The sequence below is a fragment of the Amycolatopsis pretoriensis genome (assembly GCF_900107925.1).
Taxonomy (GTDB): domain Bacteria; phylum Actinomycetota; class Actinomycetes; order Mycobacteriales; family Pseudonocardiaceae; genus Amycolatopsis; species Amycolatopsis pretoriensis.
Genome location: NZ_FNUJ01000001.1, coordinates 624,059 through 636,518, shown reverse-complemented (window position 1 = coordinate 636,518; position 12,460 = coordinate 624,059). Strand labels below are relative to the sequence as shown.

At 72.3% G+C, this 12,460-nt stretch carries 14 protein-coding genes; 9 read left to right on the top strand and 5 right to left on the bottom strand.

Translation table 11 applies throughout. The features are described 5' to 3' along the window. The first annotated feature begins 80 nt into the window (after positions 1 to 80). The 3 genes from BLV96_RS03105 to BLV96_RS49665 are packed head-to-tail and all read left to right on the top strand — an operon-like array spanning position 81 to position 2,797. Positions 81 to 1,559, top strand: a complete 1,479-nt coding sequence (locus BLV96_RS03105) for an HAD-IIIA family hydrolase (protein ID WP_091388722.1) — start codon at positions 81 to 83, stop codon at positions 1,557 to 1,559. Then, positions 1,556 to 2,590, top strand: a complete 1,035-nt coding sequence (locus tag BLV96_RS03100) for a glycosyltransferase family 9 protein (protein ID WP_086684818.1) — start codon at positions 1,556 to 1,558, stop codon at positions 2,588 to 2,590. Before BLV96_RS03105 ends, BLV96_RS03100 begins: the two co-directional genes overlap by 4 nt. Before the next feature lie 60 nt (positions 2,591 to 2,650). Further along, positions 2,651 to 2,797 carry a putative antibiotic biosynthesis monooxygenase gene (locus BLV96_RS49665; protein WP_158104242.1) on the top strand — a complete coding sequence of 49 codons (147 nt, stop codon included), beginning with the start codon at positions 2,651 to 2,653 and terminating at the stop codon, positions 2,795 to 2,797. Between the two features lie 42 nt (positions 2,798 to 2,839). Here BLV96_RS49665 and BLV96_RS03095 read toward each other — a convergent pair whose 3' ends face one another. Then, the gene (locus BLV96_RS03095) at positions 2,840 to 3,028 is read right to left on the bottom strand and encodes a DUF2795 domain-containing protein (protein WP_086684815.1); all 189 of its coding nucleotides are present in this window, start codon (positions 3,026 to 3,028) and stop codon (positions 2,840 to 2,842) included. A 161-nt stretch (positions 3,029 to 3,189) separates the two neighbouring features. On the opposite strand from BLV96_RS03095, the gene BLV96_RS03090 reads away from it, so the two are divergent. The 4 genes from BLV96_RS03090 to BLV96_RS03075 all read left to right on the top strand — a co-directional run bounded on the left by BLV96_RS03090 (position 3,190) and on the right by BLV96_RS03075 (position 5,395). After that, on the top strand, positions 3,190 to 4,014 hold the full coding sequence (locus BLV96_RS03090; protein ID WP_086684812.1) for an SDR family oxidoreductase: 825 nt from the start codon (positions 3,190 to 3,192) through the stop codon (positions 4,012 to 4,014). A 156-nt stretch (positions 4,015 to 4,170) separates the two neighbouring features. Next, a complete protein-coding gene (locus BLV96_RS03085) occupies positions 4,171 to 4,635 on the top strand; it encodes a DUF4383 domain-containing protein (protein ID WP_086684809.1) in 465 nt (154 codons plus the stop codon). Next, positions 4,632 to 5,042, top strand: coding sequence for a hypothetical protein (locus tag BLV96_RS03080; RefSeq protein WP_086684806.1), 411 nt, complete (start codon positions 4,632 to 4,634; stop codon positions 5,040 to 5,042). The genes BLV96_RS03085 and BLV96_RS03080 overlap by 4 nt, the downstream gene beginning before the upstream one ends. Further along, complete coding sequence (locus BLV96_RS03075; RefSeq protein ID WP_086684802.1) at positions 5,039 to 5,395, top strand: VOC family protein; 357 nt, start codon at positions 5,039 to 5,041, stop codon at positions 5,393 to 5,395. The genes BLV96_RS03080 and BLV96_RS03075 overlap by 4 nt, the downstream gene beginning before the upstream one ends. Before the next feature lie 2 nt (positions 5,396 to 5,397). On the opposite strand, the gene BLV96_RS03070 is transcribed toward BLV96_RS03075, so the two are convergent. The 3 genes from BLV96_RS03070 to BLV96_RS03055 form a co-directional block, all read right to left on the bottom strand. After that, positions 5,398 to 5,835, bottom strand: a complete 438-nt coding sequence (locus tag BLV96_RS03070; protein ID WP_086684799.1) for a DUF6292 family protein — start codon at positions 5,833 to 5,835, stop codon at positions 5,398 to 5,400. A 475-nt stretch (positions 5,836 to 6,310) separates the two neighbouring features. Next, positions 6,311 to 7,489 (bottom strand): erythromycin esterase family protein, encoded by a 1,179-nt coding sequence (locus BLV96_RS03060; protein ID WP_091388720.1) that lies wholly within the window; start codon positions 7,487 to 7,489, stop codon positions 6,311 to 6,313. Between the two features lie 36 nt (positions 7,490 to 7,525). Continuing rightward, positions 7,526 to 7,840, bottom strand: coding sequence for a hypothetical protein (locus tag BLV96_RS03055; RefSeq protein ID WP_091388718.1), 315 nt, complete (start codon positions 7,838 to 7,840; stop codon positions 7,526 to 7,528). Between the two features lie 112 nt (positions 7,841 to 7,952). Here BLV96_RS03055 and BLV96_RS03050 point away from each other — a divergent pair, with 112 nt between their 5' ends. Further along, entirely contained in the window at positions 7,953 to 9,392 is a 1,440-nt protein-coding gene (locus BLV96_RS03050; RefSeq protein ID WP_091388715.1) for a glycoside hydrolase family 76 protein, read from the top strand. A gap of 63 nt (positions 9,393 to 9,455) precedes the next feature. Here BLV96_RS03050 and htpG read toward each other — a convergent pair whose 3' ends face one another. Next, complete coding sequence (gene htpG, locus BLV96_RS03045) at positions 9,456 to 11,351, bottom strand: molecular chaperone HtpG (protein WP_086680849.1); 1,896 nt, start codon at positions 11,349 to 11,351, stop codon at positions 9,456 to 9,458. Positions 11,352 to 11,504: 153 nt separating this feature from the next. Here htpG and BLV96_RS03040 point away from each other — a divergent pair, with 153 nt between their 5' ends. Continuing rightward, positions 11,505 to 12,446, top strand: a complete 942-nt coding sequence (locus BLV96_RS03040) for a CE1 family esterase (protein WP_086680847.1) — start codon at positions 11,505 to 11,507, stop codon at positions 12,444 to 12,446. The last annotated feature ends 14 nt before the right edge of the window (positions 12,447 to 12,460 follow it).

Here is a 12,460-nt window from a genome sequence, read left to right as displayed (position 1 = left end):
CTTCTCGTCCCCGCCCGGTTACCCGCGCACCCACGATCGACACGCCGTTTGACCGGGCACCCCGCGGGTAGCCCGGTCCGGTGACGACTTCGCTCGACTACACCGTGGTGATCCCCACGACGGGCCGGGAGACGCTTCGGCCGCTGCTGGAGACCGTGCTCGGCGGCGACGGCCCGCGCCCGGCGGAGATCCTCGTCGTCGACGACCGCCCCGGCGGGTCCGAACTGGACGTTCCCGGCGGCGTCCGCGTCCTGCGTTCGGGCGGGCGCGGTCCGGCCGGCGCGCGGAACCTCGGCTGGCGCACGGCCGCGAGCGAGTGGATCGCCTTCGTCGACGACGACGTCGTGCTCGCTCCGGACTGGCCCCGGCAGCTCGCCGAAGACCTGCTGTGGCTGCCGCCGGAGGTCGCCGCGTCCCAGGGCCGGATCACCGTCCCGCTGCCCGCGGACCGCCGTCCGACCGACGACGAGCGCGGCACGGCGGGCCTGGAGACGGCCCGGTGGATCACCGCGGACATGGCCTACCGGCGCGCCGCGCTCGTCGAGGTGAACGGGTTCGACGAGCGGTTCCCGCGCGCGTTCCGTGAGGACTCCGACCTCGCGCTGCGCGTCGCCGAAGCCGGGTACCGGATCGACCAGGGTGAGCGGCTGACGACGCACCCCGCGCGCCGAAGCGGGTTCTTCTACAGCGTGAAAGCCCAGCGCGGCAACGCGGACAACGCGTTGATGCGCGCCAAGCACGGTGTTCTCTGGCGCCAGCGCACCGGTGCGGGCCAAGGCCGGCTCGGGCTGCACGCACTGTCCACAGTGGCCGGTCTGACCGCGCTGGCCCTCCCCTTGCTGCGGCAGCGCGGGAAAGCCGTCCTCGCCGCCGGGATCTGGGCCGGGCTGACGGCGGAGTTCGCCACCCGCCGGATCCTGCCGGGCCCCCGCACCCCGGGCGAGGTGGCGCGGATGGCCGTCACGAGCGCGCTCATCCCGCCGGCCGCCTGCTACCACCGCGTCCGCGGGGAAATCGCGGCGCGGCGCCCGAAGCCACCGGTCGCGGTTCTGTTCGACCGGGACGACACGCTCATCGTCGACGTCCCCTACCTCAACGACCCGGCCGGGGTCCGCCCGGTGCCGGGCGCGGCCGACCTGGTCCGCGGGCTGCGGGACCGCGGCATCCCGGTCGGGATCGTGAGCAACCAGTCGGGTGTCGCGAAAGGACTGATCGCGCCGCACCAGCTCGCCGCCGTGAACGCCCGCGTGGACGAGCTGCTGGGTCCGTTCGGCACGTGGCAGGTCTGCGTGCACGACGACGGCGACGGCTGCGAGTGCCGCAAACCCCGGCCCGGCATGGTGTTGCGCGCGGCGGACGAGCTGGGCGTCGATCCGGCGTCCTGCGTGGTCATCGGCGACACCGGCGCCGACGTCGACGCCGCTTTGGCCGCCGGCGCCCGCGCGGTGCTGGTGCCGACGGCCCGCACCCTCGAACCCGAGATCGCCCGCGCGCGCCGGCACGCCGCCGTGGCGCGGGACCTGTCCGAAGCGCTGCGCGTCGCCGGGGTCGCCGGATGAGCCGGGTGCTCGTCGCCCGCCAGGACAACCTCGGGGACGTCCTGCTGGCGGGGCCGTGCCTGCGCGCAGTGGCCACGCAGGCGTCACACGTGACGCTGCTGGCCGGGCCGCACGGGCGCGCCGCGGGCGAGCTGCTGCCGGGCGTCGACGAGGTGCTCACGTGGACGGCGCCGTGGATCGACCCCGCGCCGCCGCCGGTCACCGCCGAGGACACCGGTGAGTTCGTCGCGCTCATCCGGGCGAAGTCGTTCGACCGGGCGCTGATCCTGACGTCGTTCCACCAGTCGCCGCTGCCGTTGGCGCTGTTGCTGCGGCAGGCGGGCGTCCCGTGGATCGGCGCGATTTCCGAGGACTACCCGGGCAGCCTGCTCGACCTGCGCCACCGCGTCGGGGGCGACCCGCCGGAAGCGGTCCGGATGCTGTCGCTCGCCGAGGCGGCGGGGTACGCGCTGCCGCCGGACGACCACGGCGCCTTGGCCCTGCGGCGCCCGCTGCCGCCCAGCACGCGGCTGACGGGCGGCGGTCCGTACGTCGTCGTGCACCCGGCGGCGTCGGTACCGGCGCGGCAGCCGTCGGCGGGGTGGAGCCACCGCGTGGTACGGGCGCTGGCCGCCGAAGGCCACCGGGTGCTGGTGACGGGCGCCCCGGGCGAGGCGCAGCTGACGGCGTGCGTGGCGGGAACGTCGGCGGTGAACCTCGGCGGCCGGACGTCGCTGGCCGAGCTGGCGGCGGTGCTGTCCGGCGCGCAGGTGGTCGTGGCGCCCAACACCGGCCCGGCGCATCTGGCCGCGGCGGCGGGCACACCGGTGGTGTCGCTGTTCGCGCCAGTGGTCCCGGCGTCGCGCTGGGCTCCGTATGGCGTCCCGGTGGTGCTGCTCGGCGACCAGCGAGCGCCGTGCCGCGACAGCCGGGCGCGGGTGTGCCCGGTGCCGGGGCACCCCTGTCTGGAGGAGATCGACCCGGCGGAGGTGTGCAAGGCGGTGGCCGAGCTGGGAGCGACCGTGCCGCCGCGGGTCAGTTCCTTGCTGTAGACGTTCCTTCCGCTTCCGGGCGGGCCTTGGCTGATCTCGCTGGTCGCGGTCCAGCCCCTGGTGCTGGAGTTCCAGGCGTGGGTGGTGCCGCTGACGGAGTCGTGGCCGTTGCCGCTGCGAGCGGCGCTGTTCCCGGTGGTGCTGCTGACGACGATGACGTACGTGGTGATGCCGGCGGTGACGCGGTTGTTGCGTCCGTGGCTGTGACGGCCCGGGCGGGCGGCATCCCGCCCGGGCCGCGTTCAGGGGTCAGCCGCCGATTTCCTTGCTGACGCCACTCGGCCCGTCGTAGGACCGATCGGGCAAGCCGCGCACGACATCGAGGGTCCCGTCGTCGGCCCCGTTCCGCTCGGCGGCGCGCACGAGATCGTCGCGCTGGGCGGGGTAGTCGACACCGGCGAGGTACTTCTGCAGTTCGATCGGATTCGGCTTGCTCACGGGAGTTCCTTCCGTTCGGCGAACGGCGCGGTTACCCGCCCGAAGCCCGGACACACCGGCGACTTCGGTTCGATCGGCCGAGATCGCCGCCCACGCCCGCGACGGCCCGGGTTTAGTCCCGGGTGGACGTGGTAGCCGACCCGGAACGAGAGGAGCCGCCCGTGTCCTTGCCGGCACCACTGCCCGCCGACGCCGCTTCGCCGCGACGCGCCATCGTGACCGGCGCTGACTCCGGCATCGGCCGCGCGGTCGCCGTCGCCCTCGCCGGTGGGGGTCTGGACGTGGGCATCACCTACCACTCCGACGCCGGTGGCGCCGAAGAAACCGCCGCCGAAGTCCGCTCACACGGCGTGACGGCGCACGTCCGGCAGCTCGACCTGACCCGGCTGCCCGAAGCCGCCGACGTCATCGACGCGTTCGAAGGCGATCTCGGCGGCATCGACGTCCTGGTCAACTGCTCCGGTACCGGCAGCAGCCGGCGGGTGCTCGACCTCAGCTACGAAAAGTGGCGCGAAGTCCTCGACGTCGACCTCGACGGCGTCTTCCTCCTGTCGCAGCGCGCGGCGCGGCACATGATCGACGCCGGCCGCGGCGGCCGGATCATCACCATCACCAGCGTGCACGAACACGTCCCGCGCGTCGGCGCCGCGCCCTACTGCGCCGCCAAGGCCGGGGCGGGCGCGCTGACGCAGGTGCTCGCCATGGAACTCGCCGAGCACGCCATCACCGTGAACTCCGTGGCACCGGGCGAGATCTCGACACCGATGACCGGGCAGGCCGACGCCGACCCGCGCGAGCAGCGGCGGCCCGGCATCCCGCTCGGCCGCACCGGGCACGCCGCCGAGGTGGCGGCCGCCGTCGCGTTCCTCGCGACGCCCGCGGCCGGGTACATCACCGGCACGTCGGTGGTCGTCGACGGCGGACTGCTCCTGATGGGTGCCCAGCACGGCACCGCCCACGACGGGAACGACTGGCGTTCCCCCTGAGAACCGGGGGTCCGCGCCGAGGCTGCAGGGACCGGCGCGGGTCCCGGCCGTGGGCCGGACGGTGGGACACAGTCCACCGTCCGGCCCCTTCCACTCCCCCGGTTTCCCGTCCGGTTCGCCGGGTATCCGGCCGTGAAGGGGAAAAGGAGGCTTTTCATGACGTCCGCCGAGACCCGCTCCCGGACCGGCCCCGCCTGGCTCCGGCCGGTCGTCGCCGTGCTCGGGTTGCTCTACCTCGCGCTGGGGATCGCCGGGTGGCTGACGCCGGAAACCGCGACGGTCGGCCACGTGACCACCCACCAGGTGGTGGGCCTGTTCAGCGCGAGCGCCCTGCTGAACCTCGTCCACACGGCCGTCGGGGTGCTGGGGCTGCTCGCCGCGACGCGTGGCGCCGGGGCGGTCATCTACTGCTGGGTGCTGTTCGTCGGCTTCGCCGGCATGACCGCGTACGGCGTCCTCGCCACGGCGTTCAGCACGCCGGACGACGACCCGATCAACATCAACTGGGCGGACAACGTGCTGCACGGGCTCACCGCCGTCGCCGGGCTGGTGCTCGGGATCGCCGGTGCCCGCTCGCTTTCGGCGCGGCAACGCCGGACGACCGGGGAGGACAACGCGTGACCGTGGAAACCGCCGTCGTCGTGCACTACCGGCTGCACGCGGACTTCTGCGTCCGGTTCCCGTGGTTGCGCCGTGCACTGGGCGCCCGCAGCGGCCTGGAGCTGGACGCGGACGGCTTGCGCGCGCGGTTGGGGCCGTGGCTCGTCACGACCCCGCTGAGCAACATCGCCGGCGCCGAGGTCAGCGGGCCGCTCAGCCCGGTGCGCGCGCTGGGCGTCCGGCTGTCCCTGGCCGACCGCGGCCTGACGTTCGGCACGACCACCGAAGGCGGCGTGTGCCTGCGGTTCCGGGAGCCGGTCGGCGGCATCGACCCGTGGGGCCTGGTCCGCCACCCCGGCCTCACGGTCACGGTCTGCGAACCGGACCTGGTGGCCGAGGCGATCAACCGGGTGGTGACGCGGGCGTGACGAGGATCCTGGCCATCGCCGTCGACTGCCGCCGACCGGACCTGCTGGCGGAGTTCTGGAAACAGGCGCTGGGGCAAGGGAAAAGCCGGACCTGGACCGACTCCCACGGCTTGACCTACCGGCAGCTGGACTTCGACGACGGGCCCGCGCTGCTGTTCCAGCCGGTCCCGGAGGAGAAGGCCGGGAAGAACCGGTTGCACCTCGACCTGGCCCCGGCGGAAGGCGACCAGCGCGCGGAGGTCGAGCGGCTGGTGATGCTGGGCGCGAAGGTCCTCGACGATCCGCCGGACGACCCGTGGATCGTGCTCGCGGACCCCGAAGGCAACGAGTTCTGCGTGCTCCCGCCGCGGTGATTCTAGGCTTGGCCCTCGGGCAGGCAGACGGTCTCGTCGCCGGCGTAGGCGGCGAGACGTTCGTCGAAGCCGTCCGGGGCCCCGGGTCTCCGGAAGTCCGGGGGATCCGGTTGGCCCGGGTAGTCGTCTTCGTAGAGCCCGTGGACGAACGCCACCACCGCGGCCGGGGCCGGCAGCACGTCCGCGCCGAGGTAGGCGAGCACGACCACGTCCTCGCCGGTGGCCGATTCGACGGCGGCGGCCCAGCCGTCCCGCTCGTCCCACAGCAACGCCGTCTCGTGGTCCGGGAACCGCTCGAGCCGCCGCTCCAGCGCCAGGTACGCCGTCGCGGGCGCGTCCACTTCGCAGAACCAGGCGGGCGCGTCCAGCTCGGCCGCGACGGCCAGCAGGTACTGCCTCAGCCCACGCGCCGCGGCGCCGAGCCCGTCCCGTTCGATCATCCCGCGCCTGCCCATCCGGTCGGTACCCCCGCCGGGTGATACCCCACCACTCTTCCGGTCAATCCCGGTGTTCCGCCAGGTGGAGCAGCACGTCTTCGCCACTCGTCTGGTGGAAATCCGCGTACCACTGACCCACCGCGCGAAAGTCCGGCGGTTCGGTCACGCAGACGACGTCGTCGGCTTCGCGCAGGGCACCGTCGGGGTGATGCCGGTGCGAGTCCCTCGTCGATGAGGAGGCCCCGCCGGACCGGCCGGCGGACGGCCGTTCCGGCAGCGTTCGAGCCGGAGGAACGCCTCAGCGCGTTCGCGGCCGTGCGGCCGCGTCATCCGGGCCGCCATAGCTTCACCCGCGCAGGGCCCCGGCGTGATCGTGCCGACGCTGAACTCGCGCCGCGCGGGCGCGCCGATCCTGCGCGCCACCGCGGGCGAGGCCGAGCAGAAGCGGCGAAACTCAGCGCCGGCGAGTCGCCGCCCGTCAGCCACCACGCGCGTGGGTCTGCGCCGGGACGAACGGGATGTCCTCCTCCGGCTCCCAGTGGTGCAGCGGGGTGATGGCGGTGGTCTCGTCGCAGTGGACGAACGCGTCGTAGCGGGCCGCCGGGACGTACCCGCCGCCGCGGTGGACGACGCCGATCGCGCGCTCTTCACGCGGTTCGCGCACCCACTCGTCGTCACCGAAGACGAAGAAGCTGTCCTCGCCGGGCACCGCGTCGTGCAGCACGCCCTCGAAGCTGTCCGGGGGCGCCGGCTCGACCGTCATCCGGCGCGCCGGGCCGCCCCAGTGGCCGGCCGCGATCACCGAGCCGTGGTGGGTGCCGAACCCGACCGTGACGACGCCGTCGGCCGCGTGCCGTTCCCGAGCCAGCCGGCCGAGGGTGCCGCCGACGTGCGTGTTGTGCGCCCACACCACGGCCTTCGAGCGCGGGCCGTACGCCTGCAGCAGCCGGTCGAGGGTGTCACCCAGGTGGGTGGCGCGGGCGGTGCGGGCCCGCACGCCGCCGTGGAGGAGTTCGCGGTAGTAGTCCTCGGCGCCCGGCACCCCGGCGCGGGCCGCCGTCAACCGGCGCACGACCTCTTCGCGGCAGTTCTCCGGCACCAGCTCGGGGTCGCGCGGATCGGCACCGCCGGGCTCGAAGCAGCGGAACGCGCGGATCGTCGCGTCGAGCTGGTCGGGCGCGTGCTCGCGGACGAAGTCGAGGACGCCGCGCAGGGTGTCCCCCAGGCTGTAGACGTCGAGACCGTGGAAGCCGCACGGGACGCCGTCGCCGGTCGCGTTGAACGCGCGCTGCCAGCGAGCGAACTCGGCCACTTCTTCGTTGGCCCACCGCCAGGTCGGCCAGCGGCGGAACCCCCACAGCGCCTGCCCGGGGTCGTTCGGCGCGCCGGGCGCCCCGGCGACGCAGCAGTGCACGCGGTGGCACTCCGGCCAGTCGCCCTCGACGGCGACGAACGAGAAGTCCCGTTCGGCCAGCAGCCGTTTCGTCAGTTCGGCGCGCCAGCGGTAGAACTCGGCGGTGCCGTGGGTGGCCCCGCCGAGCAGCACGATCCGGGCGCGCCCGATGCGCCGGACCAGCGGGTCGAGGTCCTGCGGACTCCGCAGGGGCGTCGCCGCTTCGCGAATCGCCGTCACGTCGGTGAGCAGGGTTCCTGACATGCTTGGACGTTCCCGTTCCGCCGGGCCGCGAAACCCTCAGGGCCGCCAGCCGTCCTGCCAGTCGGGGTGGGCCTCGTACACGGAAGCGATCAGCTTCACGGACGCGTCGTCGTGGACGTCCCGGATCTCGCGGCGCAGGAACTCGGCCTTCTCGGCGAACGGCACCGGGTGCCGGTCCTCCATCGCTTCGACCGGCCCGCCGGCGAGGATCAGGCCGTCGCCGTCGTCGGCGTACATGATCCGCAGCCTGCCCCGCCGTTCGGCCTCGTCGAGCAGCGGCAGTTCACCGTCGCGGACGCGGTCTTCGTCCTCCGCGAGCCGGGCGAGCACGAACGCGTCGAGATTCGTCATGGCCGGGGGTTACCGCGGGAATTCCTGTCCGAAACCTGTCCGGGTAAGGACTGGACCAATATTATTAGCTCCCGAAAATGGAAGCATCGCCCTTCAGCGCGGAAGGTGACAGATGAGCTTCCTGGTCCCCCTGCTGACCGTGGTCCTCGCGGCCACGCCCACCCCGGCCCCCGCCCCCGCCGCCGCCCCACTGGCGACGATCTGCGACAAGTACTGCGACGCCCGGGATCCCGCCCTCTCCCCCGGCGACCGCGAAGGCGCTTCGGCGACCGTCAGCGGCCGCCGGCTGTCCCTGCACCTCGACGACGGCGACGACATGGGCTGGGCGGCGATCACCGGCGGTGCGCCCGGCGACCACGTCTGGCTGGACCGCTCGTTCGACGCCGGGCGCACGTGGGCCTCGGGCAGCAAACTGGGCGACACGGCGACGCCGTCGGGCAGCACCGGCTGGCGGACGCTGATGTACAACGCCGACGACTGGAACAACCGCGGGGTCGGACTCCTGCGAGCGTGTGGGCAGCCCGCCGGTTCGGGCACGATCGCGTGCACCGGCTGGGCCCGCACGACGTGGAACGCGGGGGACCGCCGCACGGCGGCCGCGACGGCGTTGATGGAGCGGTACAACCAGGGCACCGGCCTGTTCGACACGACCGGCTGGTGGAACTCGGCGAACGCCCTGACCGCGATCATCGACAACGCCCGGATCAGCGGCATGGGCAGCTACCGGTACGCGATCGACACGACGTACACGAAGAACCTCGGCGCCCAGGGCGGCCAGTTCCGCAACGACTACATCGACGACACGGGCTGGTGGGGCCTGGCGTGGGTGAAGGCGTACGACCTGACGGGCGACAGCAAGTACCTGAACACCGCGCGCGCCGACGCGGACCACATGTACGCGTACTGGGACGGCGTCTGCGGCGGCGGGGTCTGGTGGAGCACGGCGCGCACCTACAAGAACGCGATCCCGAATTCGCTGTACATCCAGCTGAACGCGGCGCTGCACAACCGCATCGGCGGCGACACGACGTACCTGGCCCGCGCCCGGGCCGGCTGGACCTGGTTCGCCGGCAGCGGGATGATCAACGGCTCGAACCTGGTCAACGACGGCTTGACGACGTCGACGTGCGCGAACAACGGCCAGGCGGTGTGGTCGTACAACCAGGGAGTGCCGCTGGCGGCGCTGACGGAGCTGAACCGCGCGACGGGCGACGCGAGCCTGCTGACGAAGGCGCGGGCGATGGCGAACGCGTCGACGGCCAACGGGTCGTTGAACCCGGGCGGCATCCTGCGCGACCCGGGTGAGTCGGCCGGAGGCGGCGGCGCGGACGGGCCGACGTTCAAGGGCGTGTACGCGCGGGATCTGGCGGTGCTGAACGCGGCACTTTCGGACCACCCGTACACGGGGTACCTGCAGCGCCAGGCGAACTCGGCGTACGCGAACGACCGGAACAGCGCGGAGGCGTACGGGCTGCTGTGGGCAGGGCCGTTCGACCAGGCGGACGCGGCCCGGCAGCAGAGCGCGCTGGACCTGATGAACGCGGCCCCCTGACAGCTCGGCCGGTCGTGAGTGGCAATTCGGGTTCCAACCCGAATCACCACTCACGACCACGGCTCAGAGGGTCTTCTCCAGCCGGCCCGCCAGCAGCTTGATGAACCGCGACGGGTCGGCCAGCTCGCCGCCCTCGGCGAGCAGCGCCATCCCGTAGAGCAGCTCCGCCGTCTCGGCCAGGCCTTCGTCCTCCGGCCGGGAAGCGTGTGCCTCGCGCAGGCCCGTCACCAGCCCGTGCTCCGGGTTCAGCTCCAGGATCCGCTTGATCGGCGGCAGTTCCTGCCCCATCGCGCGGTACATCTTCTCCAGCGTCGGCGTCAGGTCGTGCGTGTCGCCGACGATGCACGCCGGCGACGTCGTCAGCCGCGACGACAGCCGGACCTCCTTGACGTCCTCGCCCAGCGCCGTGCCCATCCACGTCAGCAGGCTCTCGAAGTCCTTCTTCTGCTGCTCGCGCGCGACTTCGGTGGCCTTCTTGTCCTCGTCCGACTCCAGGTCGACCTGGCCCTTGGCGATCGACTGGAACTGCTTGCCGTCGAACCCGCCGACGCCGTCGACCCACATCTCGTCGATCGGGTCGGTCAGGACCAGCACCTCGTAGCTCTTGGCCCGGAACGCTTCCATGTGCGGCGAGTTCTCGATCGCGGAGCGCGACTCGCCGGTCATGAAGTAGATGTGCTCCTGGCCCTCCTTCATCCGCGAGACGTAGTCGCGCAGCGAAGTCGGCTTCTCCGCGTCGTGCGTCGAGGCGAACGACGAGATCTCGAGGATGGCTTCGCGGTTCTCGAAGTCGTCGAGCAGGCCCTCCTTGACCGCGCGGCCGAACTCGCGCCAGAACGTCGCGTACTTCTCGGCGTCGGCGGTCATCATCGTCTTGACCGTCGAGAGGACCTTCTTCACCAGGCGGCGGCGGATCAGCTGGATCTGCCGGTCCTGCTGCAGGATCTCCCGCGACACGTTGAGCGAGAGGTCCTGCGCGTCGACGACGCCCTTGACGAACCGCAGGTACTCCGGCACCAGCGACTCGCAGTCGTCCATGATGAAGACGCGCTTCACGTACAGCTGCACGCCGCGCTTGCGCTCGCGCAGGAACAGGTCCATCGGCGCGTGCGACGGCAGGAACAGCAGCGCCTGGTACTCGAACGTGCCCTCGGCCTGCAGCCGGATCGTCTCGAGCGGGTCCTGCCAGTCGTGGCTGACGTGCTTGTAGAACTCGTGGTACTCGTCCTCGGTGACCTCGCTCGACGAACGCGCCCACAGCGCCTTCATCGAGTTGACGGTCTCGACCTCGGCGTCTTCGCCCTCGCCCTGCATGCGGATGGGCCAGGTGATGAAGTCGGAGTACTTCTTGACGATCTCCCGGATCTTGGCCGGGGACGTGTAGTCGTAGAGGTGGTCCTCGGCGTCCTCGGGCTTGAGGTGCAGGGTCACCGCGGTGCCCTGCGGCGCGTCCTCGACCGGCTCGATCGTGTACGTGCCTTCGCCGCTCGACTCCCAGCGCACGCCTTCGCCGGTGCCGGCCTTGCGCGTCACGAGCGTGACCTTGTCCGCGACCATGAAGCTCGCGTAGAACCCGACGCCGAACTGGCCGATGAGGTCCTGCGACGCCGCCGCGTCCTTCGCCTCCTTCAGCTTGGTCAGGAAGTCGGCGGTGCCGGACTTGGCGATGGTGCCGATGAGCGCCACCACCTCGTCACGCGTCATGCCGATGCCGTTGTCCCGGACGGTCAGGGTCCGCCCGGCCGCGTCCGCCTCCAGCGTGATGTGCAGGTCGGAGGTGTCCGCGCCGAGGTCCTTGTCGCGGTAGGACTCCAGGCGCAGCTTGTCGAGTGCGTCGGAGGCGTTGGACACGAGCTCGCGCAGGAAGGTGTCCTTGTTCGAGTAGATCGAATGGATCATCAGCTGCAGCAGCTGACGCGCTTCCGACTGGAACTCCAGCGTCTCGATCGGCGTGGTCACTTCCGGTCCTTTCCGGGTGCGGCGGCCTTGGTTGGGTCGATCCTACCGAGGGGGTCCGACAGTCCCGGCCGCGCACTTTATGAACGCAATGCAGACTCCCCCGGCTGCCGGGGTGATGCTGACCACGCCCCGCTGCCGATCAAGGAGGATCGAGTGCCCGGACGCCTTCCCCGGTGGGCCGCCGCGTTCGCCGCGACCGCTGCCCTGACCACCGCTTTCGCCGCTCCCGCCGCCGCCGCGGCGGGGGTCGCCGACCACCCCGTCCGCACCACCGGCTGCGGGCGCGCGGCGCCGGTCCCGGCCGGGGTGACGACGACACAGCACGTCGTCTCCGGCGGCCTCGACCGCGAGTACACGGTCCACCTGCCGGCGCACTACAACCCGCGCCGGGCGTACCCGCTGGTGCTGTCGTTCCACGGGCACAAGCGCACGTCGCAGTACCAGGAGGAGCTGACGGGCTTCTCGGCACTCGACGCGATCTCGGTGTACCCGCAGGGCCTGGTCGGCACCGACGGCGAGACGGCCTGGACCGGCGCGCCCTACTCCGCCGCCGCGGACGACGTCCTGTTCACCAGCGACCTGCTGAACTCGCTGCAGCGCACGCTCTGCGTCGACAACGACCGGATCTTCGCCGCGGGGAAGTCCAACGGCGGCGGGTTCGTCGGCGTGCTGGCCTGCCGGCTGCCCGGCCGGATCGCGGCGTTCGCGCCGGTGTCGGGCGCGTTCTACCCGCAGGGCGGCGCGTGCGACCCGAGCCGCCCGGCGCCGATCCTCGACTTCCACGGCACGGCCGACACGACGATCCCGTACACCGGCAACCCGGCCAAGGGTCTCCCGGCGATCCCGGACTGGCTCGCGGCGTGGTCCACAAGGGACGGTTGCTTCCCCAAGCCCGTGTCCTGGACGCCGGTTTCCGGTGTCGTCGCGCAGAAGTGGCTCGGCTGCGACCGCCGCGGCACGCTCGAGCACTACCGCGTCGAGGGCGCCGGGCACGTCTGGCCGAGCACGAAGCCGAACAACGACTCGGCGACGCCGACGGTCATCGACGCCACGCCGGTCATCTGGCGGTTCTTCCGCGCGCATCCGCTGCACTGAAACACGATTGACGC